Raw genomic sequence first — 24,244 nt, 5'->3', positions numbered from 1 at the left:
AATAGCTTTTCAGTCTCCTATTATTGACTACATTTACCATTCAAAAAACAATTTTTGACGCTTTATGAAGAAAAAAAACACCAAAATTCTACTAGTTGATGATGAGCCGGATATCTTAGAAATCATCGGATATAATCTCGCTCAGGAAGAGTATCAAATATTCACTGCGTCAAATGGTAAAGAAGCTATCGCTACAGCAAAAAAGGTAATTCCAGACCTAATTATAATGGACGTGATGATGCCAGAAATGGATGGTATGGAAGCTTGTGAAAGCATTCGTAAAATACCAGAGTTAAGTAATGTTCTTATTACTTTCTTGACCGCGAGGAGTGAAGACTATTCTCAAGTAGCTGGATTTGATGCTGGTGCTGATGATTACATTACAAAACCTATCAAACCAAAATTATTAGTTAGCAAAGTGAAAGCTTTATTGCGTCGTTTGAAAGATAAAGAGCAGAATAGCGAGACATTGAATGTAGGTGGTATAGAAATTAATCGTGAAGAATATAAAATTGTTAAGGATAATATCGAAATTGTTTTACCTCGAAAGGAATTTGAATTGTTCTATCTTCTAGCTTCAAAGCCTGGAAAGGTTTTTAAAAGAGATGAAATTCTCGATAGAGTTTGGGGTAACGAAGTGATTGTGGGAGGCAGAACAATTGACGTACACATCAGAAAGTTGCGTGAAAAAATAGGGGAAGAATTATTCAAAACAATTAAAGGAGTTGGCTATAAGTTTGAGGTATAAATGAATATCAATTTTAAAAAAACATATCGCTTTGCTGTAAAGTCCGCGTTTTATATTACTTTATTTTCCACTGGATTAGTGGGCTTTTTGACTTATTTGTTTTTTAAGTTCTCCTATCAGTTTTGTTTGATTTTTGCTTTTTCAATTGCTGTTTTCTCTTTTATAGTAATTCAATACCGAGTGGAGCGCTTTATCTATAAAAAGGTAAAGAAAATATATGATGATGTTGCTTTATTAGAGTCTAGCACTTTCATGAACCAACCCATTACCACTGATATGGCGACTTTAACACGTGAGGTTAAAAAGTTTGCGACTGACAAAAAGTTAGAAATAGAAACCTTGAAAGTTAGGGAAGAATATAGAAGAGAGTTTCTAGGCAATGTTTCTCACGAATTAAAAACACCTCTTTTTATGGTTCAAGGTTATTTATCAACATTGCTTGATGGAGCGATGAGTGATAAAACGATTCGAAAAAAATACTTAGAACGTGCTGAAAAAGGAGTCGAGCGCCTTATATACATCGTCCAAGATTTAGATATGATTTCTAAACTGGAAATAGGCGAGTTAAATTTAGAAATAACTGAATTTGATATTGTCAAACTCATAGAAAATGTATTTGATCTTTTAGAAATGAAAGCATCTAAAAAAGATATTTTACTAATGTTTGATATGAAATACAATACCCCTATAATGGTGGTGGGCGATCATGAAAAAATTGAGCAAGCAGTTATGAATTTAGTCGTAAACTCAATTAAATATGGAAAAGTTCAAGGCTCTACAGAAGTGAGTATTGAAGATTTAACCGCCGAAAAAGTAATTGTTAGAGTGACTGATAACGGTGATGGAATCGTTAAAAAGAATATTTCAAGATTATTCGAACGTTTTTATAGAGTAGATAAAAGCGGAGCAAGAACTGAGGGTGGTTCAGGATTAGGACTGGCTATCGTTAAGCATATTATTGAGGCACACGACGAAAAAATATTTGTAGATAGCACATTTGGTGTCGGCTCTGAGTTTTCTTTTACACTTCAAAAAGTCAAAACAAAAAAGCAAAAATCTAAGTAAATTGAGTCTTAAATTTAAATTATTTTTCGAAAACTTCAAATAATTTGGGCCAATCAAGATTATAATTATTTTTTAAGTACCCAGTAATTCGAGCTGCTTTTTGAATGTTTTCGATGTTGAAATCTTTTTGGGTTGAAAACGGAATATTATAATCTTCGTTTAGTTTTTTAGCCAAGTACTCTTGTTCGCACTGTCCAGGTGTGGGAATAAAAAAAACCTTTTTCTCTAATTTAGCAACGTCCATTATTGTAGTATAACCGGAGCGACTAAGAATAATTTCACTTTCATTAAAGGCTTGTTCTAATTGGCTAGAGTTCATAAAATTATAATAAGTAAGATTTTCTACTTGTTCAGTAATCTGATCCTTTTGTACAATTCCCTTCACGAATACTACTTGACCACTATAATTTTGTGCCTCCGTCTTTAATTTCTCTTCTAAAAGTCCGCGTTGAGGTTCAGGTCCCGAAAGAACAATCATTAAATCATATTTAATCTCGACATTTCTCTTTTGTAAACGGCTTAAAGGTCCTATGTAATTTAGTTTTAAATCTGTCCTACTAAGATGTCCTAACTTTCCGGTAAGGTTTGGATTTTCTTCAAAATCTGGAATCCAACATTCGGTGTGCTTTCTAATTATTTTTTGATGAATTTTACTTGTAAACCAAGTGCTATTTCCAGATAAAACATTTAGTTGATGTGTGATGTAAACAGATGGAATCTCGTTACTATAAACACCTAACCGATTATCAGAAATAAGAGCATTAATATTGTACTGCTTGATCCATTTATCAATTATTTTCTTCTCTTTCTTTATTGCTTTAATTGTTTTAAAAACATTTCGAAGTAAATTCCACTTTAGGTTCCTTCCTTTTTTTGAGTATTCTATTTGGTATGACGGAAGTTCTAATGCAAGTAGAGTTGGAAATTCTTTTTTTAATAAAACTAAAGCGTGACCGTCAGAGGCAATTATTGGAGTGTAGTTATTATGCAGTAATGCAATAATTATTGGAATACATCGCGTAGCATGTCCTAATCCCCAATTGAGAGGCGTGATTAGTATGTTTTTTTTACTGCTATTTAATTCCATTTCTTATTTTAATCACTAATTATATTTCATGTAAAAAGGGGGTCTTTATGAAAAAAGTCCACTTTTATTTCTTTTCTTATCGCTGAATTAATTTTGGATATAAGTTTTGTTACCGTTTTTATTGATATAATATTTCCCTCCTCTAGGACCGGTATAAACTTTTCTACCATTGTATTCACCAGAAATTTTATCTGCAATTTTTGGAGCTTTCTCGTTAGTTTCTTTAAGCTTTGCTGCTTCTTTTTTTACAGTGTTTTTAGTAGAAACCGTTTATTTTTTAATTGCTTCTGTCTTTTTTTCAACCTTAATTATTTTGGGTTCGACTTTAATTGCTTTAGCTTTTACTTCTTTCTTAGTTTGAAGTGCTTTTTCTTTTGCTTTAGCATTGGTTTCTTTGACTTTATTAGCCGTTTCTTTAGCTTTTGCGTCTGCTATTTTAGCTTTCGCTTTCCAAATCTGCAGCTTTCGCTTCCTTTTCTTTAACTGCAGCCGTTTTAGCATCAGCTTTGGCTTTAGCTAATTTTTCAGTTTGTTGTGCTGCTTTTTTCTTTTGAGCCGCAGTCTCTTGCGCATAAAAGTTTCCAGATAATAGAAATACAAAACATAATAACAATAATTTTTTCATACTATTTTTTTTAATTTTTTGCCGTATTATTTGCGGTTTATAAAATTAATAACTATTTTATTTACTATAATGTTAAAAAATTAAAAATAAGCTCTTAATTGTATATTTCCTGTGTGAATTGCTTGGTTGATTTCGCTTTTTCTACCTTGATAATTAAAGTTAATATCTAAAAATTGTGTAATATTCTTTTGTAACAACAGTTTCCATGTTAGATTTTGCCCTGTTTGTAATCCTTCTAGCATTTGAAATCCAACAGACGAGAATTCATTTCCATCAAATTTATTTTGGTAGAAAGACACTTCGCCGTTCATAGTAAACTTTTTATCGCTGGAATACGAAAATGAAGTTCCAAAGCGGTTTTGAACTAACTGTTCATAGCTGCCAATCTGATTTTTTTTATTTTGCAATTCGTAGAAAACATCCCAGCTTGTATTCTTAGAAAATAAATAGCTAATTTTTGGAGCTAATTGATATCCCGTAATTTCATAGTTTTTTTCTACAAAATTCTCAGACTCTATTGCTGTGCGAATAGTTTTTGTAAAAAATCCAAAAAGCCAGCTTTTTCTAAGTAAATGAGAATACTGTAATTGGTGCGAACTATTAGTTGCTTGCTGTGATCCTATCGAAAGCAAATTTTTAGTTTTGTTTTCTAAATAAGTATAAGTAGTGGAGTGATTTTGTTTACCGCGATTATAAAACAAACTGTTTCTTAAACTAGAATTGAGTCCTAGAACATTCTCATTGGCATTACTAAAAGGATTTAATTCAAAATTATCTCCGTCATTCCTATTTTTTCTATCAATTATAAAAGCAGTTTGATTATAAAAATAGGAAAGTAACTTTTTAAGCCCTAATTCGTTTTGCCATTGATTTGGATTTAATGTAATTGATTGTGAAAACTTATTTTGGTGCGTTTTTAAGTAAATCCTATTCGGTAAGAAAACGCGAATAAATTTCGCCTGGTCAATAAATGGAGCAACTTCAAACTCCTGTAATTCTTGAATTCCGTTATTATTGTAGTCATTCCAAGTGTAAACTCCTTGTCCTATAGGAACTTCAAGGTAAGTAAATTCTTGTTGGGGAATGCTGCCAGAATTTGTTTCATAAACGGTCGTAGTTTGTACTAATTGATTGAAAAATCGGTCGGTGTAAGCAATTCTTGAATTTAGTGAGGATTCTTTTTTTCTACTGTTGTCCACATAATCTAATATTCGATAATTAGCATAAATAGACAAATCACTTTTTGCTGTTTGTATTAATTTAGATTTCATCTGAAAATTTTGCGATGAATTTACTCTTTGAATGATGCCGTTTTGCAAACTATCATTCGTTCTTCTTAAATAACCAAGTTCAACAAAGACTTTTGTACTGTCGCCTCGTCCCACATATATTCCGTACTCTTTAAATTTTTGGCTTAAAGCCGAAAGCTGATTCGTTATAATATTTTTCTCTTCGTTATCTTCTACACGTACGCTAGATCCAGTCCAATTCTTATTGAAATGGAATCGAAGTTGCGACTGATTTCGTAGGAATTGGGAGTTAAATGTATTGCCTTCGCTATTTAATAAACTTCCATAGTTTTGAAAGCTCCAGTTCTTAATTTGGATTATTCCATTTAATATGTGTCTGTTTCCTGAAAAGGTATCTGAAAAATCAAGTTTTTCAAATTGATAAATTATTTTCCCTCTATTACTATTATTTAATTTTGGTTGTAAATTCAATTCTAAACCGGAGACTAATAAGCTTTGATTTCCAATTCCTGCTGTTCCTAAGTTCCAATCTCGATCAAATTCTATATTGTAAAGTCGCTCAACTGACTTAAAATCCTTCTGCACAAATTGATAATTTGTAAAGGCATCTAAATTCCATCTCTTCGACAAAACTCGCTGCTTAACATCTATTGTCCCCGCTAATCCTTTATTATCGTTATCATCAATAGTGCTAAATAAATTCTTGTCATTATTGCTGACGCCAAATTCAAAATTCACAAAGGTTTTATCGCTAGGATTGTACTTACCTAGAAATGTGGCTACTTGAATTTTTGTCGGTGCAATTAACGGTATAGTTGGTTCGTAATTCCCTTGTGGTATTCCGTTAACAGGCGCTACATATTCATAAACTCTTGTTATACTTGAGGTGTTTGTATAAATGTAATTTCCATTGTTGTTCCCAACTAAAGTAAACCTAACGTTGAATAATTCTTCCTGTTTATCATTAGAATATTCAAAAATCTCGCTAACACCACTAATCGTTTTTCGATATAAAACTTTATTTTCTGAGTAAGCGTCAGCGTAGGCTGAAGGTGACACCATTAGACTCTGATCATCTCCTGATGTTACTAATATTTGTGCTTGTTCCGCTGAAAGATTTTGTTGTAACGGTTGGTTTTTCTGATCGTTTTCAGAATAAAGATAACCGCCAAAAGTCCACGATTTATTTTCATGAGTAGCTCCAGCATAAGTTACAAAGCGCGTATAATTTCGATCTGAGTACTGATACTCTATTGCAATTCGCATCTCAGAAGTAATGGTAAAAAGTGGTGTAAATATGATTTCTCCTGCGTTGTAATCTATGATATAATCATTGTTTTCTCCCCGTTTTAAAAGTCTACCATTCACGTAAACTCGTTCAGAACCAGAAATAACGAGAACGTACAACTCGCCATTTTGTCCTTTTAATTTATAAGGACCCTGATTTCCTTCTTGGCCCACAATATTGCTTTTAGCATATTGTCCACGTACTAAAGCTGCCGATGCAAATACATTGGTTTTATTAGTTTCTGTTCCAAAATTAAAATTAGTGGACAAACCTTGAACCTTTTTATTAAAATTGAGAAATTGAGTTTTTTTATTTTCAAGCGATATATCGCCGGCGCGAATATTCCAATCGTTACTAAAAAGTTCCATGAAAATATTATCAAATTGATCTAGTTTCTGCGAATATCCTCCATCCTGAAGAGGAATATTACTATCTTGAATTGAAGCTCGTAAACTTACTTTTTCAGATATTTTTCCTGTAATTTGTAAGTCTAGATTAGAATTTAAAACTGCATTTTGATTATTTCCTATTGTAATCCCACGCGTAATACTGCCGGCAGTATTTAAACCGTCAAATGGAATATTTTTCTGCTTTTTTTGCTCTGTAACAGAGTACAAGTTTCCTAAGCCTGCAGGATTATCAACTAGTCTGCTAGAATCATAAACCCGATATTCTTGAGTTAGTAATTTTGGAAATTTCAAATACTGTACTGTGATTGAATCAGTACTTATAATTTCTTTATGTTTAAAGACTAAGGTTCCTTTCTTGAAGTTAACAGTAAATAAAGAACTATCGATAGGCTGACCTTTGGCGTCAAGCAACTTAAAAAAGCTAGAGTTGATGCTTTGTTTTTCTACGTAAATGGTATCATTTGAAGGTAGAATTTTCTTGGTGATGTACAACGAATTAATCTCCTGAGCTTGAAGCCCAGAAAAAAAACTTATTGTAATCCAAAAAACTAGTTTTTTCAACATAAATACAATAACTCAAAAGTATCAAAAGTAGTATTTATAATTCGATAATAGTAAAAATGTATATGGAGTAAAATCTACTAATTACGGAGTAAAATGACGAACTTTTAAATAAAAAAAGGGAACCAAAATTAGATTTTGATTCCCACTACTTGAAATATATAACAATTTTAAACTTCTTTAGTGACCACTTGCATGGTTTCGCGGCTAACTTGTTTTAATAAAACCACTTTATTGTCTTCAACGGTTTGTGCTGCATTATCGTTAAAATGTCTTATCGTATATAAAGTAACATTTTCTTCAAAATCAACTTTGAATTTTTTAGACAAGATTGCGTTTAGCTCTTTAAAATTATCAAATTTATCTTCAACACATACTGAAAAGCTAATAGCTGAATTCTGAATAAGATTCACTTTTAGTTTGAATTGGTGAAACAGAGCAAAAATTTCACTTATGTGTTCTTCCATTATAAAGGAGAAGTCGATTGATGAAAGAGAAATTAAAAGTTGGTTTCTTTTCACGATAAAACAAGAAAGTTGCGGTTCTAAATCCACTCCTTTTGACACGCTAGTTCCTTTTAACAAAGGATTGATAAAAGATTTCACATACAATGGGATTTCTTTTTTCTGTAACGGTTGTAAAGTTTTAGGGTGAATTACAGAGGCACCGTAAAATGCTAATTCTATTGCTTCACGATAGGATATTTGGTTCAACAGACTCGCATTTTCAAAATATCTTGGATCAGCATTCATAACTCCTGGAACATCTTTCCATATAGTCACGCTTTCTGCATTCAAGCAATAAGCAAAAATAGCAGCTGTATAATCAGAACCTTCACGACCAAGAGTGGTTGTGAAATTGTTTTCATCAGAGCCTAAAAATCCTTGCGTAATATTTAGAATTTTTCTTTTGACATTCTTCGAAATATTTTTTTGCGTCAGTTCCCAGTCAACCTCAGCATCTCTATAATTTGCATCTGTTTTTATAAAATTGCGCACATCAAGCCATTGTGTTTTAATTCCCATATGGTTCATAAAATGACTTAATATTGTTGTAGAAATTAACTCGCCATAACTTACAATTTGGTCATAAACAAAATTATAATTGGGTGATTTATTGTGAGATAAAAAATATTCTAAATCTGAAAACTGCGAATTTACAGCTGTAAAAACTGGATTCTTTTCGTCCTCAAATAAATCCATTACGATTTGATTGTGGTATTTTTTAACTTCCTGAACAGAAGATTTCAACTCAGAAGATTTGTTAAAATAGTTTTTAATAACAACTTCTAATGCATTAGTTGTTTTACCCATCGCAGAAACGATTAATAAAACATCCTCATATCCTACTTTTTGTAAAACGTCGTACACGTTTTTTATTCCATCGGCATCTTTAACTGATGCTCCACCAAATTTAAATACTCTCATAACACTACTAATTCCACTATTTTAAAATTCTGAACCTGTTTAACATGCATCTTATAATAGTTAGAATTATAAGATCGTTGAAATCCTATTACTTCAATTTATTATCAACAAATTCGTTTATTCCTTGCTCATCCATTTGTACGACGAGCCATCCGTCCATTATTTTAGCTCCTGATTTTTTGTAAAATTCAATTGCGGGCGTATTCCAGTCTAAAACATTCCATTCAACTCTTCTTACGCCATCTTTTTTCCCTTGTTTCAAAATTTCAGAATATAACGCATAACCCAAACCTGTTCCTCGCATCTTTTCCTTCACTACCAAATCTTCTAAGTGAATTGTTTTTCCTTTCCAAGTTGAAAAGCGATGATAATACAAAGCCATTCCCACAATTTGTTTTCCTTCAGAAGTCGTATTAGCATCATCATCAATTTCTGCTACTAAAACTTGAAATAAAGGTGTTGGTCCAAAACCGTCGCGAACTAAATCATCAACAGTTACAAGAACAGCATCTGGCTCATTTTCGAATTCAGCTAATTCTTGAATTAAATCTAAAACAGCTTGCATGTCATTACGATTTCCTTTTCTGATATTCATAAATTGTTAATTATATTCTTGTTAATTGAATTAAGAAGTAGTTGTGGCTTAAAAAATTAGTGTTTTTCAAAGCAAATATACAATACTCGTAAACTAAGTAAATATTATTCAATTCATTTTCACAAAAAAACCGATATTTGTGACTTCAAAATAACTACAACGATTTCGCAATGGAAGAACGCAACAAAACACTAGGTGAGTTTATCATCGAAAACCAAAATGCTTTTCAGTATTCGTCGGGAGAACTTTCTCGCATTATCAACTCTATCAGATTAGCTGCTAAAGTTGTTAATTACAAGGTGAATAAAGCTGGATTAGTTGATATTACTGGAGCAGCTGGAGAGCAAAATATTCAAGGTGAAGATCAACAGAAACTAGATGTGTATGCTAATGAAGTTTTTATTCAAACTTTAATTAACAGAGAAATTGTTTGTGGAATTGCTTCAGAAGAAAACGATGATTTCATCACTGTGGCAGGAAGCGATAAAAGCCACAATAATAAATATGTAGTTTTAATGGATCCTCTTGACGGCTCATCAAATATTGATGTGAATGTGTCAGTAGGAACTATATTTTCTGTTTACAGAAGAGTAACTCCAATAGGATCTCCAGTTACTTTGGAAGATTTTTTACAACCAGGAATTAACCAAGTTGCAGCTGGATATGTGATCTACGGAACATCGACAATGATCGTTTATACTACTGGACACGGCGTAAATGGTTTTACTTTAAATCCTGCAATTGGAACATTTTATTTATCACATCCTGATATGAAGTTTTCTAGAGATGGAAATATTTATTCTATTAATGAAGGTAACTATGTTCATTTCCCACAAGGAGTAAAGGATTATATAAAATATTGCCAAACGGAAGAAGAAGATAGACCGTACACATCTAGATATATTGGCAGTTTAGTTTCAGATATTCATAGAAATATGATTAAAGGAGGAATTTATATTTATCCTACCAGTTCTAAAGCTCAAAAAGGTAAATTGAGATTATTGTATGAATGTAATCCAATGGCTTTTATTGCAGAACAAGCAGGAGGAAAGGCTTCTGATGGTTTTGGAAGCATTATGGAAATAATTCCAACTGAATTACATCAACGTGTACCTTTCTTTTGTGGAAGTTACAACATGGTTGTAAAAGCAGAGGAGTTTATGGAACAAGCAAAAAGAAGTAAATACTAGTTTTTCATTTTTTGTGAAAATTCATTTACTTCTAAAATATATTAGGTTTTTAAAACACTAAAATTAAAGAGCGAAAGACCATGTTTTTCGCTCTTTTTTTATTGGAATAAAATTAATTAACATCTAACAAAAAAAGCTGCTTCGTTGAGGAAGCAGCTTTCAATTAACAATTGAAATCAGGGATTAAATTTTGCCATCTTTAATTTCGTCCACAATTTCAGGATTCAATAATGTGGATGTGTCTCCAAAATTTGAATAATCTCCTTCGGCAATTTTACGTAAAATTCTACGCATAATTTTTCCAGATCGTGTTTTAGGTAATCCAGAAACAAATTGAATTTTATCTAGTTTAGCAATTGGTCCTATTTGGTTTGAAATCTGCTGATTGATTTCTTTGCTTAAATTTTCTCTGTCACGATATTCTCCAGTTTCTTTTAGAATAACAAAGCCGTACAATGCATTTCCTTTCACGTCGTGAGGGAAACCTACAATCGCAGATTCTGCTACAGCGGGATGCTCGTTAATTGCATCTTCGATAGGTGCAGTTCCTAGATTATGGCCTGAAACAATTACGACATCGTCTACACGACCCGTAATTCTATAATATCCCACCTCATCACGAAGTGCTCCGTCACCCGTAAAGTATTTTCCTGGAAATGCTGAAAAATAAGTCTCTTTGTAGCGTTCGTGATCACCCCAAATAGTGCGTGCAATTCCTGGCCAAGGGAATTTGATACACAAACTTCCAGTGACTTGGTTTCCTTCAATTTCATTTCGTTTTTCATCCATTAATACGGGTTGAATTCCCGGTAATGGTAATGAAGCGTAAGTTGGTTTTGTAGGAGTAACAAATGCTAAAGGAGAAATCAAGATTCCTCCCGTTTCTGTTTGCCACCACGTATCAACCAGTGGACATCTTTTTCCGCCTACATGGTCATTGTACCAATGCCAAGCTTCCTCATTAATTGGTTCTCCAACAGAACCAATAACTTTTAATGATGCTAATTCATACTTTTGTACGTACGATAAATTTTCTTTTGCTAATGCTCTAATTGCAGTTGGCGCTGTATAAAACTGAGTTACTTTATGTTTTTCTATAGTTTCCCAAAAACGACTAAAATCAGGGTAAGAAGGAACACCTTCGAAAATAACTGTAGTTGCACCGTTTAATAATGGACCGTATAAAATATAAGAGTGTCCAGTGATCCAACCAATATCAGCAGTACACCAGAAAATATCGTTGTCCTCATAATTGAAAACGTTTTTAAAAGTATATGCGGCATAAACCATATAACCTGCAGTGGTGTGAACCATCCCTTTTGGCTTTCCAGTAGAACCAGAAGTATATAGAATAAATAATGGATCTTCAGCATCCATAATTTCAGCGGCGTTATTGTCAGATGCTTGATCTAGCAGTGGCTGTAACCATTGGTCACGGCCCTCTTTCATATTAATTTCAGTATTAATTCTTTTTACAACTAAAACATTTTCCACGCATGGGGTTTTTTGTAACGCTTCGTCAACAATACTTTTTAAATCTATTGTTTTGTTTCCGCGGTAACCACCGTCAGATGTGATAACCATTTTACATTCGCTATCGTTAATTCTTGCCGTTACTGCCGATGCAGAAAATCCAGCAAAAACAACAGAATGTATTGCTCCAATTCTAGCACATGCCAAAGTAGTTATCGCAAGTTCTGGAATCATGGGTAAATAAATACAAACGCGATCTCCTTTTTTTATGCCTTGCTCTAATAACACATTAGCCATTTTACATACTTTTTGATGCAACTCATTATAAGAAATATGTATAGCCTCTTCACTTGGATCATTTGGTTCGAAAATTATAGCTGTTTTTTCGCCTTTTTTAGCAAGGTGTCTGTCGATGCAATTTTTTGTAATATTTACTTTGGCTTCTGTAAACCATTTTATTTCGGCTTCAGCCAAATTAAAATCAACAACTTTATCCCATTGTTGGTACCAAGTAAAATTCTCTGCAGCAATCTTGTCCCAAAACTTTCTTGGCTCGCGTATTGATTTTTTATATTCTTTAAAATACTCTTCTAAATTATTTATTTTATAACGGCTCATATTTTCTTACTCGATTTAGTTGTTGTTATTTTATATTGTAAACTCCAATTTTATATTTTTTCAGTACAGTATCAATTTCTTCTACTATACTTTCATCGTCTATGGTTGATGGGATTTGGAAACTTTCTCCGTCAGCAATACTTCGCATTAATTTTCGTAGAATTTTGCCAGAACGTGTTTTAGGCAGTCGTTCAACGATAACCACATTTTGTAGTGAAGCCACAGCACCTATTTGTTGCCGCACTAATTTAATTGTTTCTTGTTCTAATTGATAATGTTCAATTTCGTCATTTAATTTGGTTACAACCAAAGCTAAAGGAATCTGTCCTTTCAAAGAATCATTTATTCCAATAACGGCACACTCAGCAACCGAAGCATGTGATGAAACAACCTCTTCCATTTCAGCAGTTGAGAGACGATGTCCTGCAACATTTATTACGTCATCTACTCTGCCTGTGATAAAAATGTAATCTTCATCATCTTTATATCCGCCATCTCCAGAAAAATAGTAGCCTGGAAATTGCTCTAAATAACCGGCTTTAAATCTAGGATTATCTTTCCATAAATCTAAAAGAGTTCCTGGAGGTAAAGGTAATTTAACGACTACGTAACCTTCCTTGTTAGGCTCTACTTCGGTACCATCTTCGCTAAAAATTCTGATATCATAACCGCAAACAGCTTTCCCAACTGAACCTGGCTTGATAGGTAATTGTTCTACTCCCATCATATTTGCAATCATTGGCCATCCTGATTCTGTTTGCCACCAATGATCAATTGCGGGAGCAGAAATGTGCTTTTGATACCATTCTAATGTCGCAATATCGCAACGTTCGCCTGCAAGAAATTGTGTTTTTAGCGAACTTAAATCATATTGCTTGATGAATTCGCCATCAGGGTCTTCTTTTTTAATTGCTCGAATGGCGGTAGGCGCTGTAAACATTGCATTGACTTTGTGTTCCGCTATAATTCTCCAAAAAGTGCTAGAGTCTGGCGTTCTTATTGGTTTGCCTTCAAAGATTAAGGAAGTGTTTCTATTAATTAATGGACCGTAAACTATAAAGCTATGGCCTACAACCCAACCTACATCTGAAGCGGCCCAGAAAACATCATCTTGCTGCACATTGTAAATATGTGTCATTGAAAACTTTAGCGCAACGGCATAACCTCCCGTGTCTCTTACAACGCCTTTAGGTTTACCTGTTGTTCCTGAAGTGTATAAAATATATAAAGGATGCGTTGTGTTTACTGGAACACAAGCCGCTTCCTCTGAACCATAAACTAATGCGTCGTAGTCGACATCGTATTTTTTAAAGGGAACTCGTGCGCCTAATTTTCTATTGAAAACAATAACCTTTTTTGGTCGGTGTGATGCGAGTTCGATAGCTTCATCAACTAACGGTTTATAAGCAATTACACGATCAATCTCGATTCCTGATGAAGTTGTAATAATTAAACGTGGTTTACAATCATCGATTCTGATTGCTAATTCATGAGGTGCAAAACCACCAAAAACGACAGAGTGCGTAACACCAATTCTTGCGCATGCAAGCATAGCAAAAGCTGCTTGAGGAATCATTGGCATATAAATAACTGCAGTATCACCCTTCTTTAATCCTAACGAAAGCATTCCGCCAGCGAGTTTTGCTACTTCCGTTTTTACTTCTGAAAAAGTATATTTTTTAATATTTTGTGTAACCGGTGAATCGTAAATAAAAGCTATTTGATCTCCACGGCCATCTTGAATGTGTTTGTCTAACGCTAAATAGCAAATATTCAGCTCTCCATCTTTATACCACAAAGGATATCCATTTTCATCCAGAGATAAAATTACCTCTGGTTTGTTGTACCACTCAATTGCATCCGCTTGTTCCTTCCAGAATTTTGCTGGTTTTTCTATGCTTTCTGTATAAATTTCCTTGTACGTCATAGCTTTTTATTTAGTGCATTAATTCATGAACTTGTTCTACTAGTTTTTTTACTGAAAAAGGTTTGGTTACATATAAATTTGCTCCCAAGGCAAGTCCTGATTCAATGTCTTTTTCTTTGTTCTTTGCCGAAAGAAATATGACTTTGCAATGCCGCAGGCGTTCGTCTTTTTTAATATGTTCTAGTGTTGCAAATCCATCAACCATAGGCATCATTACATCCAAAATGATTACGTCTGGAAGTTGATTTTTTAAAATCTCCAGAGCTTCATGACCATCACGAGCGATAAAAACCTCAAAATTATTTTTCTTGAAGGTATATTCCAGTGACATCACAATATTAGGTTCGTCATCTACAATTAAAATCTTTTTCATTTATCAACTTTTTCTGCTGTGTTATAATTGGGTAAGGTGAAAATAAAAGTAGCGCCTTCAGCTACATTTTCTTCGGCCCAAATTCTGCCTTTATGGTGCTCGATAATTTTTTTACAAATCGCTAGTCCTAGTCCACTACCGATAGGTTTTTTTACGTTTTGATTTCTAGCTTGGTAAAATTTATCAAAAATTGCTTCAAAATCTTCACCGTTTATTCCTTTGCCATTATTATGAATTGAAACGACAACGTTATCGTTGTTTTCGCTAATTGAAATTGCTATTTTACCGTCAGTATTTGAACTGAACTTAATAGCATTTGATAGTAAATTATTGACCACTTGAATAATTCTTTCTTCGTCATAAAATGCCTTAATCTCTTGTGAAGATTCATGAAATTCTACAATTATTTTCTTATTCCTTATTAACTGCTGTAACGAATCAAGAGTATTTTTTATAGTTCTCGAAATGTCGTTTTTAGACAAATAAATTTTTTGCTTTCCTGTTTCAAATTTCTCTAAATCTAAAATCTTATCAATTAATCGGTTTAATCGATCTGATTCCGATATGATATTTTGTAGAAACTGCTTGCGTAATTCTTCTGGAATATCGTCGTCGTCATGAAGTATTTCGCTCGCTGCTCTAATGGCCGTAATTGGTGTTCGTAATTCATGAGTAACGGTATCGAGAAATTCATCTTTTTGAATGTCTTTATTGACAAGTTCTAAGTTGGCATTTTTTAGCTGTTCTGATATTTTTTTTAATTCATTAGAAGTATCCGTTAACTTCTTATTGATGATTAGGTTTTCTTTCGATTCCTCTAAAATCCGTAGTACTTCAGGCAAGCTAATTTTATCTTCTTTAATAACACTTGATATCAAAATTTTGGCGGAAGCCGTACCAATGTGTCCAGTCAGCAAATTTTCAGCAAACTTTATAAATCGAGCATCAGCTGTGGTAATATTTTTGTCGACATTATATTTTAAATTGAATATTGTTAACGCTCTTTTTGTTCGATCCTCACCTAAAAACCGCTGCAACACTTTTTGAATATCAGTGATATATGCGGTTCCTTTCCAAATAAAAGCGTTTTCATGATTTGTAATATATTTATCAATATCGACAAACATCTCAGCGTAATTTCGCTCGCGATAATTACCGCTAAAACTCACTGAAATAGCTAAATAACTTAATGAGTTAATAAGGATACTCCAGAAAAAAGCGTGTGGAATGGGTTCTAAGTAATCTAATCCAAAAAGTTGAAACGGCTTTAAAAGTGCAATTCCCCAAGGTCCTTCTTGAATAAAAAGACTTGTAGACTTTGTTAATCCAATAGCGTAAGGAATTAATAGTGTATAAAAGCAAGTTGCAAACCCAAGAATAATTCCAGTGATTGTTCCTTTTTTTGAACCTCTTCTCCAAAATAATGCTCCAAAAAATGAGGGAGCTAATTGAGCAATTATTACAAATGCAACTAATCCAACAGAGAACAAAGAATAGTCTAGAATAAATATGCGATAGATGGCGTATGATAAAATAATTAAAGAAAAGATTCCAATTTTTCTACTATTTACAATTCGTTTATTATTTTTTTCTTGAGAGGAATTTTCTAGTGATCCAATGAAACCATATGGAATCAATAAATTGTTACTAACCATGGTAGAAAGCGAAATGCACGATACAATAATCATCGAAATTGCTGCTGAAAAACCACCTAAGAAAACTAAAACTGTCAAAGTTGTGTTATCGAAAAGTTGAGGTATTAATAAGGAATACGTATCTGAATTATGCCCTTTTCCGTCAAAAAGTATATTTCCTCCCCAAGCAATAGGAAATACAAAAATGTTAAAAAGTAATAAGTATAGTGGGAACAACCAGATCGCAGTGCGAATGTGACTTTCTTTATTATTTTCAACAATTGCTGTATGAAATTGTCTTGGTAATAGGAATATAGCAAACATTGATAATATGCACAGAAAGAACCAATTGATTCCGTTTTTGAGCCCGCCGATAGTGTTCTTCTTTTCGAAATCTTTTAGTAATGATGCTTTTTGATAAATGTCATCAAATCCATCAAAAACAAAATAGGTAACGTATATTCCAATAATTAAAAAAAAGACTAATTTTAAAATAGATTCCATTGCAACTGCGGTTACAATTCCGCGTCTTTTTTCTGAAGCGTCAACATATTTAGTTCCGTAATAAGACGCAAAAAGTGCTAAGGCTAAGCAAACGTAAGTTGTTGTGTCTGTAAAAAGATTGTCGCTCGCTTCTGTACGAGTGACTATATGAAAAGTATCTGAGATTGATTTTAATTGTAAAGCGATGTAAGGAACAATACCAAAAACGCAAACTAGAGTCACTAAAGCGCCAAGAAATCTACTATTTCCATAACGTAGAGAAATAAAATCTGCAATGCTAGAGATTTTATTTACTCTCGAAATTCTAATAATTTTCTTGAGGATAATCATCCATGTTGGAATAATTAATACAGGACCTAAATAAATCGTTAAATAGTTCAAACCTGATTCTGCCGCTACGCCTATACTACCGTAATAAGTCCAAGCGGTGCAATATACAGCTAATGAAAAAGAATAAACATAAGCGTTATTTGTCCACTTAGAATGGCTTCTTTTTTCAGACCAATGTGCAATGAAAAAAAGAATTGCTAAGTAAAGCGCTAAAATTAAAAGGAGCGCGAAGCTATTCATAATATCTCTTTATTATCAAGTATGAAGTAGCAATCGAAAACAACCACGCCGAAAAAATATAGATGTATATTATAGGAAAGCCAAAAAGTGATTTTGAACTGTCAAATAAAAGCAAAAGAGGTATGTTCAACGCTAGTAATAATAGCATTGAAAGAATAACTAACTTTTGTTCGTGTCTTTTTTTCATGGTATTAAAAAATATACAATCCCTACAAGCAAATGTAGAGATTGTATAGTTTGAAATTTATTTATTTTTCTTAAAGTACTAGTGAGTTGCTTCGCCCGCACCAGATGGAATTCTGATGTTTTCAACAATTTCTTGAACATCAAATGGTGGTTCTGGTGTAAATCTTTTTACTATTAATGCTACAGCAAAATTCACAATCATTGCAATAGTACCAAAACCTTCGGGAGAAATTCCGAACCACCAGCCGTCTTTCAATCCAGCGACAGCCTCTTTTCCTCCATCAAAAATACCAAATTTGAATTTCAACATATAGAAAAGCATCAGTAATAATCCAACGATCATTCCGGCTACAGCGCCTTCTTTATTCATCTTTTTGTCAAAGATTCCAAGAATAATCGCTGGGAATAATGATGCAGCAGCTAGTCCAAATGCTAAAGCGACTACCGCGGCGACAAAGCCTGGAGGATTGATTCCAAAATAACCCGCAATAATAACTGCAACTGCTGCAGCTGCTCGAGCAGCCCAAAGCTCTCCTTTTTCAGAAATATTTGGATTAATCATTTTTTTGATAATATCATGCGATACAGAAGCTGAAATTACTAGTAATAAACCTGCAGCAGTAGATAATGCAGCGGCCAATGCTCCAGCAGCAACTAGGGCAATTACCCAGTTTGGTAAGTTTGCAATTTCTGGATTAGCAAGAACCATAATATCTTTATCAATAGTCAACTCGCTACCTTTGTTTCCTTTTGCTTCCTGCTCCGCTAAAAATTTAGGATCTTTTGAAGCATCATTATAATATTGAATTTTACCATCTCCGTTTTTATCTTCGAATGCTAATAAACCAGTAGTTTCCCATTTTGTAAACCAAGCTGGCATTGAAGTATAATCTTTTCCATTTACAGTTTCAATTAAATTTGTTTTGGCAAAAACCGCAATTGCAGGAGCTGTAGTATATAGTATAGCAATTAAAATTAATGCATATCCAGCTGATTTTCTAGCATCTTTTACTCTCTTAACAGTAAAGAAGCGAACAATTACGTGCGGTAATCCTGCTGTTCCAACCATTAGTGCAAGCGTTATAGCAAAAACATCGACCATTGATTTTGTTCCATTGGTGTAAACCGAGAAACCAAGTTCTGTAGAAAGTCCGTTTAATTTATCAATTAAATAAGTGTCTGTTCCGGTAATTTTCCCTCCCATTCCTAATTGTGGAATTGGGTTACCTGTCATTTGGATAGAAATAAAGATTGCAGGAACCATAAAAGCAAATATCAGTACACAATATTGCGCTACTTGTGTATAGGTGATTCCTTTCATACCTCCTAAAGTGGCATAAAATAAAACAATTACCATTCCTATAATTACTCCTGTGTTAATATCGACTTCTAAAAATTTAGAAAATACTAATCCCACTCCGCGCATCTGTCCTGCTACGTATGTAAATGAAACTACTAGCGCACAAATAATTGCAACGGTTCTAGCACTATTAGAGTAATAACGTTCCCCAATAAAATCAGGAACAGTAAATTTCCCGAATTTCCTTAAATAAGGCGCTAAAAGCAGTGCCAATAAAACGTATCCTCCGGTCCATCCCATTAAATATACAGCTCCATCATAACCATCAAAGGAAATGATTCCCGCCATTGATATAAAAGAGGCGGCACTCATCCAGTCAGCTGCGGTTGCCATACCGTTAGCCAAAGGAGAAATTTCACCTCCAGCAACGTAAAATTCTTTAGTAGATCCAGCGCGCGACCAGATTGCAATTCCAATATAGAGAGCAAAGGTTACTCCAACGATTATATAGGTCCAAGTTTGTAAATCCATGATTTTTTATTTTTTTATAGTTTATAGTTATTCGTCGTATCCGTACTTTTTATCTAATTTGTTCATTAATCGAACATAAATAAATATAAGTATGACAAATACATAAATTGAACCTTGTTGTGCGAACCAAAAACCAAGTGGAAATCCACCTATTTTAATTGTGTCTAATGCTTCTTTAAAAAGAATTCCTGCTCCGTAGGAAACAGCAAACCAAATGCTTAATAAAATTAAAAGGTATTTTAAATTTTCCTTCCAATAAGCTGTTGCGTTATCTTGTTTATCGCTCATAATATTGCGTTATTAAAAATTAGTGGATTATAGATAGATCATTGCTTGAAGCGTAATGGTATTTACGGCTTTATTTGTAGCGTATTTTAATGTCTGATATTCTAAGGTAAGTTTAGAATGATGTCCGCTAAAAAATGCATTTGCTCCAATACCTAATTGAGTTGCATTATCATTTAAAGCGTCTATTTTTCGATCATCATAAGAAATATAAGGTTGGAAACGAGTCTTTGATTTTCCAGGAATAACATATCCTACATGTCCATGAATCATTGATCCCGTTTCATAAGTAGTTCCAAGTCTATAATTTTTTCCGTAATCAGAATTTTGATAAAGAGCGTATGCTGTAAGTGCAGCACCTTGCGTACCTACTGGAACATCATAAAATGCATCTACACCAAAAACAGAAACATCTTCTCCACTTAATACTCCAGAACCGTTTGCTGTAACAGCTCCACTTGGATGTAAAAAGAAACCAGCACCCACATTAAATACTTTTTTAGTTCCTAAGTATGTGCCAACTTTATATGGTAAAAAGTTACTTTCAGCATCTAAAAAACCGTACTCAAAGTATCCAGAATATGTTTTTCCAGCTTCTTTAGATCCTAGTAAGCGAGTACCTGTATAAGTAGCTGCACCACCATTTACAGGAACGGATATCGCTTGTAAATTAGAAGTGGAAGCACTATTTATAGCAACACGATATTGGAATTTTCCAAAAGCTCCTTTTGCATAAATTCCAATGTGTCTAGCAAATTGATCTGATAATCCTAAAGTTGCCCACGCTTGTCTTTGATTGTCTAAAGTCATTATGTTGAGCGTACTCTGATTATTTAAACGAGAAATTCCGTTCCAGTAATGTAGTCCACCTCCAAGCGCATGATCTTTTCCAAGGCTGTATTGTGCCCAAACATCATGTAGAAATAATTGTGAGCCATCTCCTTTTCCGGTTGGGCTCATAGAATCAGCATTTAAACTGTTAAGTCCAAAATGAGTTAAGATTAAAAAGTCTTTGTTGATTTGTGCATACATTAATACACGTGCTCTTCTTACGCTGAAATCTAAATCGGCTTGCTCATTGCCGTTGCCGTCTAAAGGACGGTCTGAATTATACTGTCCCCAGATTTGGGCCCAAGATATTACCCTAAGGTATTTTGATCCATCTTCATTCAGGTTAAACTTCATTCCGGCTCCGTAGTCAGGGGAACCTTGCGAAAAAGCTTTTAAGGATAAAAGCAGTAGTGCTGCAATCAAATAAGTTTTCTTCATAATTATTAATTTGGTTAGTTGAAATGGTTAGTTTCTAGACTGCCAAATTCTAATTTTTTGTTAAGAAAAAAAATTCATGTATATATAGCTGTTAATAGCTATAGTTAATCTTTAAAACGTTCCCATTTAATAAGCATAAATTTGTCACCAAGTTCGGTGATAATCATTCCTGCTCCTGATAATAAACCTTTGTTTTTTATATATTCAACTAATTCTAAGTGGTTGAAAATCTTGTATGTGGGATGGTAATTTCCATGCGAAGGCTTTTTAATATTATAGGACTTTACCCAGTTGCTTACCGTGACATGTGAAACTCCTATAATTCGCTCTATTTCTCTGAAGCTTAGTCCTTCGAGGTACAGTTGTAAAGCTTTAGTCACGTAGTAATCATCTATCTTTTTACCAATTTTATTAACGGTAAAAAAATAATTGCATTTTTTACATAGGTACCTTTGTTTACTGTTGATTATGCCACTTTTAATGATATGATCGCTTTGGCATTTTGGACAGCTTAAAATCTCCATATATATAAATTTTGCATAAATATAGTAATTTAGCAATTATAGTAAACACATTCTGTAAATAAAAAATAGTTTAATTATATATAAATTGTTTTCTTCACTAAATCTTTGTGAAATTGTCAGTTTTTGATCTATTATATCTTTTGACATTGGTCTGAGATTTTTAGATTAGTAAAATGAACTTGTATTTGTTGTAACTTTAAATGTCAATAGCAATAATCTACAGTATGAAAAACCCGATAGCAGAGCGGATTGCCGATTTTTTAAAGAATCATCCTCCTTTCATGAGTTTGGGGTTAGAGGAATTAATTATCATTTCAAATCATTCTCAAGTCGTTTATTTGGAAAAAAATCAAGTTCTTTTTAAGTTCGATGATCAGCCACATTCCTTTTTTTATGTTGTTAAAGATGGAGCAGTCGGTTTGTCGATTACAGCTGACGAAAAGGAATTACTCATTGATGAATGTGATGAAGGAGATATTATTGGAATCCGTCCTTTTTTTGCAAAGGATAATTACTTGATGAATGCTGTAGCTCAAGAGGAAAGTTTGCTTTATGCAATTCCAATAGATTTTTTTGAAAAGTATGTTTTTGCAAATGCAGCAGTGTCTAAATTCTTATTAGAAAGTTTTGCATCCAACACGCGTAATCCATACGATGACGAACATAAAGGAAAGTTGGCTACAGAGAATATAAGGTATCACAATGATGAAAATGTATTTCAATATTTTAAACCCATAAAACATACAGAAAATCCAATTACAGCCACAAAAAACGCTACAGTTAAGGAAATAGCTGAAGTAATGGTCAAATATAAAATTGGCAGCATCATTATTGAGGAGAATCAGCTGCCTATAGGAATTATTACAGACAAAGATTTACGTTATAAAATCGCTACAGGAATTTTTTCTATCGACGACACTGCTAATTGTATAATGTCTACACCTGTAATTACCGTGGGTGCAAATAATTCGGTTGCTGAGGTGCAATTGCAGATGATGCAATTAGGCATAGGTCATTTATGTGTTACTTCAGATGGTACTCCGCAATCAAAAATTATAGGTATCATTTCAGAACACGACGTTTTTACGTCACAAGCTAATAATCCCGGAGTGCTTTTAAAACAAACTAAAAGAGCAAAAAATGCTGAGGAACTCAAAAGTATAAGAAAAAATCTTACTCAGTTAATCCAGAATGCGTTAAATGAAAATATTCCCATTGCTCATATTTCAAAAATTGTTGCTGAGATAAATACGGTTATTACTAAAAGAGCTATTGATCTAGCTATTATAAAAATGGATCAAAAACCTCCGGCGGACTTTGCATGGATAAATATAGGAAGCCAAGGCAGAAAGGAGCAATTACTTATGACAGATCAAGATAATGCTCTGTTATTCGCGGATGTTTCGCCTGATAATTATGATGGCGTTAAAAACTATTTTCTTCAACTGGCTTTCTACGTTACTGAAATGTTGAATACAGTTGGTTACGAATTGTGTCCAGCAGAAATGATGGCATGTAATACGTTATGGTGTAAGTCTGTAACGGAGTGGAAGCGACAATATGTTAGTTGGATCAATAATCCTGGGGTAGAAGGAATTTTAATGTGTTCGATTTTCTTTGATTACGATTTTGTGTATGGAACTAAAGAATTAGTTGATGATATAACAACAACTATATTGAAAAATATAGAGAACAACCAAGTTTTCTTCGCTTATTTAGGTGCTGACGCTTTAAAAAACCTACCTCCTCTCGGTTTTTTTAAGAATTTTATAATCGAAAAGGATGGCGAGCATAAAGATAATTTTGATGTTAAAGGACGAGGATTAATGCCTTTGATTGATGCAGCGAGACTCTTGTGTTTAAGCAATAAAATTACGGGAGCTAATAATACAATACTGAGATATAAAGAACTTTCTGCGCTAGAACCTCAAAATGCTGCTATTTATGATGCTTGTGCGGAAGCATTTTCCATATTGCAGAAATTTCGAACTAAAGAAGGTTTTGCGAGTAATTCAGGTGGAAGTTATTTAGATTTAAGTAAGTTGTCTAAATTAGATAAGCTAAAGCTAAAGAATGCTTTTAATCCTATCAATGATGTTCAAGAAATTATTAGAACACGATTTCAACTCACATACTTTACTTAGATGAAGCTAGTTAACTGGTTTAGAAGAACCGAAAAAGTATATCCTGAATTTTGGAAAAGTTATTTGGCATACTTTGATTTTAAATCGAATGCTTCTGCTGAAAAAAGAATAGTGGCTTTTGATACAGAAACAACGGGTTTAGATTTTCGAACAGATGTAATTCTTTCTATTGGTGCAATTGGGATTAGCGGAAATTCAATTGTTGTTAACGATTGTTTGAATTTGTTTTTGATTCAAGATGTTTTTAAAAAAGAAACTGTGCCTATTCATGGAATATTAAAAACGGGTCAAGAGGAAAAAATTCCAGAGTCTGAAGCTGTAATTAAATTTTTAGATTTTATAAAAGATGCTGTTCTTGTTGGTCATCACGTTAGTTTTGATGTAAAAATGATAAATGAGGTTTTAAAAAGAATGGGATTAAGTAAGCTAAAAAATAAAAGTATCGATACTGATTTAATGTATCAAAAATTTAAAAGACTACCGGAAGAGCATCATTCTAGTTTAGATGAACTATGTAAGATTTTTAAAATTGAAAAAATTGACAGGCATACCGCGATTGGTGATGCTTATATCACTGCTTTTATTTATTTACAACTTAAAAACAAGTGGAGGAGATAGTGTTTAAAAATTTCTGCATTAATGCGAACTTGTAATTTCTGT

Annotated in this window: 20 protein-coding genes; 5 read left to right on the top strand and 15 right to left on the bottom strand. The window is 33.3% G+C overall.

The window, feature by feature from the left end; translation table 11 throughout:
* Positions 1-64 precede the first annotated feature (64 nt).
* Together RCH19_RS11675 and RCH19_RS11670 are read left to right on the top strand one after the other, a co-directional pair.
* Positions 65-748: a response regulator transcription factor gene (locus RCH19_RS11675; RefSeq protein WP_121924969.1), complete on the top strand. Its 684-nt coding sequence runs from the start codon at positions 65-67 to the stop codon at positions 746-748.
* A complete protein-coding gene (locus tag RCH19_RS11670; protein ID WP_343023372.1) occupies positions 749-1,813 on the top strand; it encodes an ATP-binding protein in 1,065 nt (354 codons plus the stop codon).
* A 19-nt stretch (positions 1,814-1,832) separates the two neighbouring features.
* On the opposite strand, the gene RCH19_RS11665 is transcribed toward RCH19_RS11670, so the two are convergent.
* From RCH19_RS11665 to RCH19_RS11635, 7 genes are all read right to left on the bottom strand, one after another.
* Positions 1,833-2,900 carry a glycosyltransferase gene (locus RCH19_RS11665; protein WP_343023371.1) on the bottom strand — a complete coding sequence of 356 codons (1,068 nt, stop codon included), beginning with the start codon at positions 2,898-2,900 and terminating at the stop codon, positions 1,833-1,835.
* Between the two features lie 87 nt (positions 2,901-2,987).
* Entirely contained in the window at positions 2,988-3,086 is a 99-nt protein-coding gene (locus tag RCH19_RS11660) for a hypothetical protein (RefSeq protein WP_343023392.1), read from the bottom strand.
* A gap of 84 nt (positions 3,087-3,170) precedes the next feature.
* Complete coding sequence (locus RCH19_RS11655) at positions 3,171-3,401, bottom strand: hypothetical protein (RefSeq protein WP_343023370.1); 231 nt, start codon at positions 3,399-3,401, stop codon at positions 3,171-3,173.
* Complete coding sequence (locus RCH19_RS11650) at positions 3,337-3,525, bottom strand: hypothetical protein (RefSeq protein WP_343023369.1); 189 nt, start codon at positions 3,523-3,525, stop codon at positions 3,337-3,339. Before RCH19_RS11650 ends, RCH19_RS11655 begins: the two co-directional genes overlap by 65 nt.
* A gap of 80 nt (positions 3,526-3,605) precedes the next feature.
* Positions 3,606-7,037, bottom strand: a complete 3,432-nt coding sequence (locus RCH19_RS11645; RefSeq protein ID WP_343023368.1) for a hypothetical protein — start codon at positions 7,035-7,037, stop codon at positions 3,606-3,608.
* 167 nt (positions 7,038-7,204) lie between these two features.
* Positions 7,205-8,461, bottom strand: coding sequence for an aspartate kinase (locus RCH19_RS11640; RefSeq protein WP_343023367.1), 1,257 nt, complete (start codon positions 8,459-8,461; stop codon positions 7,205-7,207).
* A gap of 88 nt (positions 8,462-8,549) precedes the next feature.
* A complete protein-coding gene (locus tag RCH19_RS11635) occupies positions 8,550-9,056 on the bottom strand; it encodes a GNAT family N-acetyltransferase (RefSeq protein WP_121924974.1) in 507 nt (168 codons plus the stop codon).
* 170 nt (positions 9,057-9,226) lie between these two features.
* Between RCH19_RS11635 and fbp the strand changes: the two genes are divergently transcribed.
* Positions 9,227-10,246: a class 1 fructose-bisphosphatase gene (fbp, locus tag RCH19_RS11630; protein WP_121924975.1), complete on the top strand. Its 1,020-nt coding sequence runs from the start codon at positions 9,227-9,229 to the stop codon at positions 10,244-10,246.
* A 183-nt stretch (positions 10,247-10,429) separates the two neighbouring features.
* On the opposite strand, the gene acs is transcribed toward fbp, so the two are convergent.
* The 8 genes from acs to RCH19_RS11590 form a co-directional block, all read right to left on the bottom strand.
* Positions 10,430-12,337: an acetate--CoA ligase gene (gene acs / locus RCH19_RS11625; RefSeq protein ID WP_121924976.1), complete on the bottom strand. Its 1,908-nt coding sequence runs from the start codon at positions 12,335-12,337 to the stop codon at positions 10,430-10,432.
* A 25-nt stretch (positions 12,338-12,362) separates the two neighbouring features.
* Complete coding sequence (locus tag RCH19_RS11620) at positions 12,363-14,264, bottom strand: AMP-binding protein (protein WP_343023366.1); 1,902 nt, start codon at positions 14,262-14,264, stop codon at positions 12,363-12,365.
* A gap of 10 nt (positions 14,265-14,274) precedes the next feature.
* Positions 14,275-14,637, bottom strand: coding sequence for a response regulator (locus tag RCH19_RS11615; protein ID WP_121924978.1), 363 nt, complete (start codon positions 14,635-14,637; stop codon positions 14,275-14,277).
* Entirely contained in the window at positions 14,634-17,345 is a 2,712-nt protein-coding gene (locus RCH19_RS11610; protein ID WP_343023365.1) for a sensor histidine kinase, read from the bottom strand. The genes RCH19_RS11615 and RCH19_RS11610 overlap by 4 nt, the downstream gene beginning before the upstream one ends.
* 265 nt (positions 17,346-17,610) lie before the next feature.
* Positions 17,611-19,362 (bottom strand): sodium:solute symporter family protein, encoded by a 1,752-nt coding sequence (locus tag RCH19_RS11605; RefSeq protein ID WP_343023364.1) that lies wholly within the window; start codon positions 19,360-19,362, stop codon positions 17,611-17,613.
* Between the two features lie 27 nt (positions 19,363-19,389).
* On the bottom strand, positions 19,390-19,650 hold the full coding sequence (locus RCH19_RS11600) for a DUF4212 domain-containing protein (protein ID WP_343023363.1): 261 nt from the start codon (positions 19,648-19,650) through the stop codon (positions 19,390-19,392).
* A 27-nt stretch (positions 19,651-19,677) separates the two neighbouring features.
* Positions 19,678-20,916, bottom strand: a complete 1,239-nt coding sequence (locus RCH19_RS11595) for a hypothetical protein (protein ID WP_343023362.1) — start codon at positions 20,914-20,916, stop codon at positions 19,678-19,680.
* Between the two features lie 104 nt (positions 20,917-21,020).
* Entirely contained in the window at positions 21,021-21,440 is a 420-nt protein-coding gene (locus RCH19_RS11590) for a helix-turn-helix domain-containing protein (RefSeq protein WP_121924984.1), read from the bottom strand.
* Between the two features lie 224 nt (positions 21,441-21,664).
* Between RCH19_RS11590 and RCH19_RS11585 the strand changes: the two genes are divergently transcribed.
* Both RCH19_RS11585 and RCH19_RS11580 read left to right on the top strand, forming a co-directional pair.
* A complete protein-coding gene (locus tag RCH19_RS11585; RefSeq protein ID WP_343023361.1) occupies positions 21,665-23,584 on the top strand; it encodes a DUF294 nucleotidyltransferase-like domain-containing protein in 1,920 nt (639 codons plus the stop codon).
* Positions 23,585-24,202 carry an exonuclease domain-containing protein gene (locus RCH19_RS11580; RefSeq protein ID WP_343023360.1) on the top strand — a complete coding sequence of 206 codons (618 nt, stop codon included), beginning with the start codon at positions 23,585-23,587 and terminating at the stop codon, positions 24,200-24,202.
* Positions 24,203-24,244 lie beyond the last annotated feature (42 nt).

Source organism: Flavobacterium sp. PL12 (assembly GCF_039123485.1).
Taxonomy (GTDB): domain Bacteria; phylum Bacteroidota; class Bacteroidia; order Flavobacteriales; family Flavobacteriaceae; genus Flavobacterium; species Flavobacterium weaverense.
This window is presented reverse-complemented; position numbering and strand designations above follow the sequence as displayed.

Bases quoted from the DNA above. Each gene is read 5' to 3' on its own strand.
- RCH19_RS11655 (WP_343023370.1), bottom strand. From the start codon at position 3,401: ATGCTAAAACGGCTGCAGTTAAAGAAAAGGAAGCGAAAGCTGCAGATT.
- RCH19_RS11580 (WP_343023360.1), top strand. From the start codon at position 23,585: ATGAAGCTAGTTAACTGGTTTAGAAGAACCGAAAAAGTATATCCTGAA.
- RCH19_RS11605 (WP_343023364.1), bottom strand. From the start codon at position 19,362: ATGGATTTACAAACTTGGACCTATATAATCGTTGGAGTAACCTTTGCT.
- RCH19_RS11640 (WP_343023367.1), bottom strand. From the start codon at position 8,461: ATGAGAGTATTTAAATTTGGTGGAGCATCAGTTAAAGATGCCGATGGA.
- RCH19_RS11615 (WP_121924978.1), bottom strand. From the start codon at position 14,637: ATGAAAAAGATTTTAATTGTAGATGACGAACCTAATATTGTGATGTCA.
- RCH19_RS11620 (WP_343023366.1), bottom strand. From the start codon at position 14,264: ATGACGTACAAGGAAATTTATACAGAAAGCATAGAAAAACCAGCAAAA.
- acs (WP_121924976.1), bottom strand. From the start codon at position 12,337: ATGAGCCGTTATAAAATAAATAATTTAGAAGAGTATTTTAAAGAATAT.
- RCH19_RS11645 (WP_343023368.1), bottom strand. From the start codon at position 7,037: ATGTTGAAAAAACTAGTTTTTTGGATTACAATAAGTTTTTTTTCTGGG.
- RCH19_RS11595 (WP_343023362.1), bottom strand. From the start codon at position 20,916: ATGAAGAAAACTTATTTGATTGCAGCACTACTGCTTTTATCCTTAAAA.
- RCH19_RS11675 (WP_121924969.1), top strand. From the start codon at position 65: ATGAAGAAAAAAAACACCAAAATTCTACTAGTTGATGATGAGCCGGAT.
- RCH19_RS11650 (WP_343023369.1), bottom strand. From the start codon at position 3,525: ATGAAAAAATTATTGTTATTATGTTTTGTATTTCTATTATCTGGAAAC.
- RCH19_RS11665 (WP_343023371.1), bottom strand. From the start codon at position 2,900: ATGGAATTAAATAGCAGTAAAAAAAACATACTAATCACGCCTCTCAAT.
- RCH19_RS11590 (WP_121924984.1), bottom strand. From the start codon at position 21,440: ATGGAGATTTTAAGCTGTCCAAAATGCCAAAGCGATCATATCATTAAA.
- RCH19_RS11585 (WP_343023361.1), top strand. From the start codon at position 21,665: ATGAAAAACCCGATAGCAGAGCGGATTGCCGATTTTTTAAAGAATCAT.
- RCH19_RS11600 (WP_343023363.1), bottom strand. From the start codon at position 19,650: ATGAGCGATAAACAAGATAACGCAACAGCTTATTGGAAGGAAAATTTA.
- fbp (WP_121924975.1), top strand. From the start codon at position 9,227: ATGGAAGAACGCAACAAAACACTAGGTGAGTTTATCATCGAAAACCAA.
- RCH19_RS11670 (WP_343023372.1), top strand. From the start codon at position 749: ATGAATATCAATTTTAAAAAAACATATCGCTTTGCTGTAAAGTCCGCG.
- RCH19_RS11610 (WP_343023365.1), bottom strand. From the start codon at position 17,345: ATGAATAGCTTCGCGCTCCTTTTAATTTTAGCGCTTTACTTAGCAATT.
- RCH19_RS11635 (WP_121924974.1), bottom strand. From the start codon at position 9,056: ATGAATATCAGAAAAGGAAATCGTAATGACATGCAAGCTGTTTTAGAT.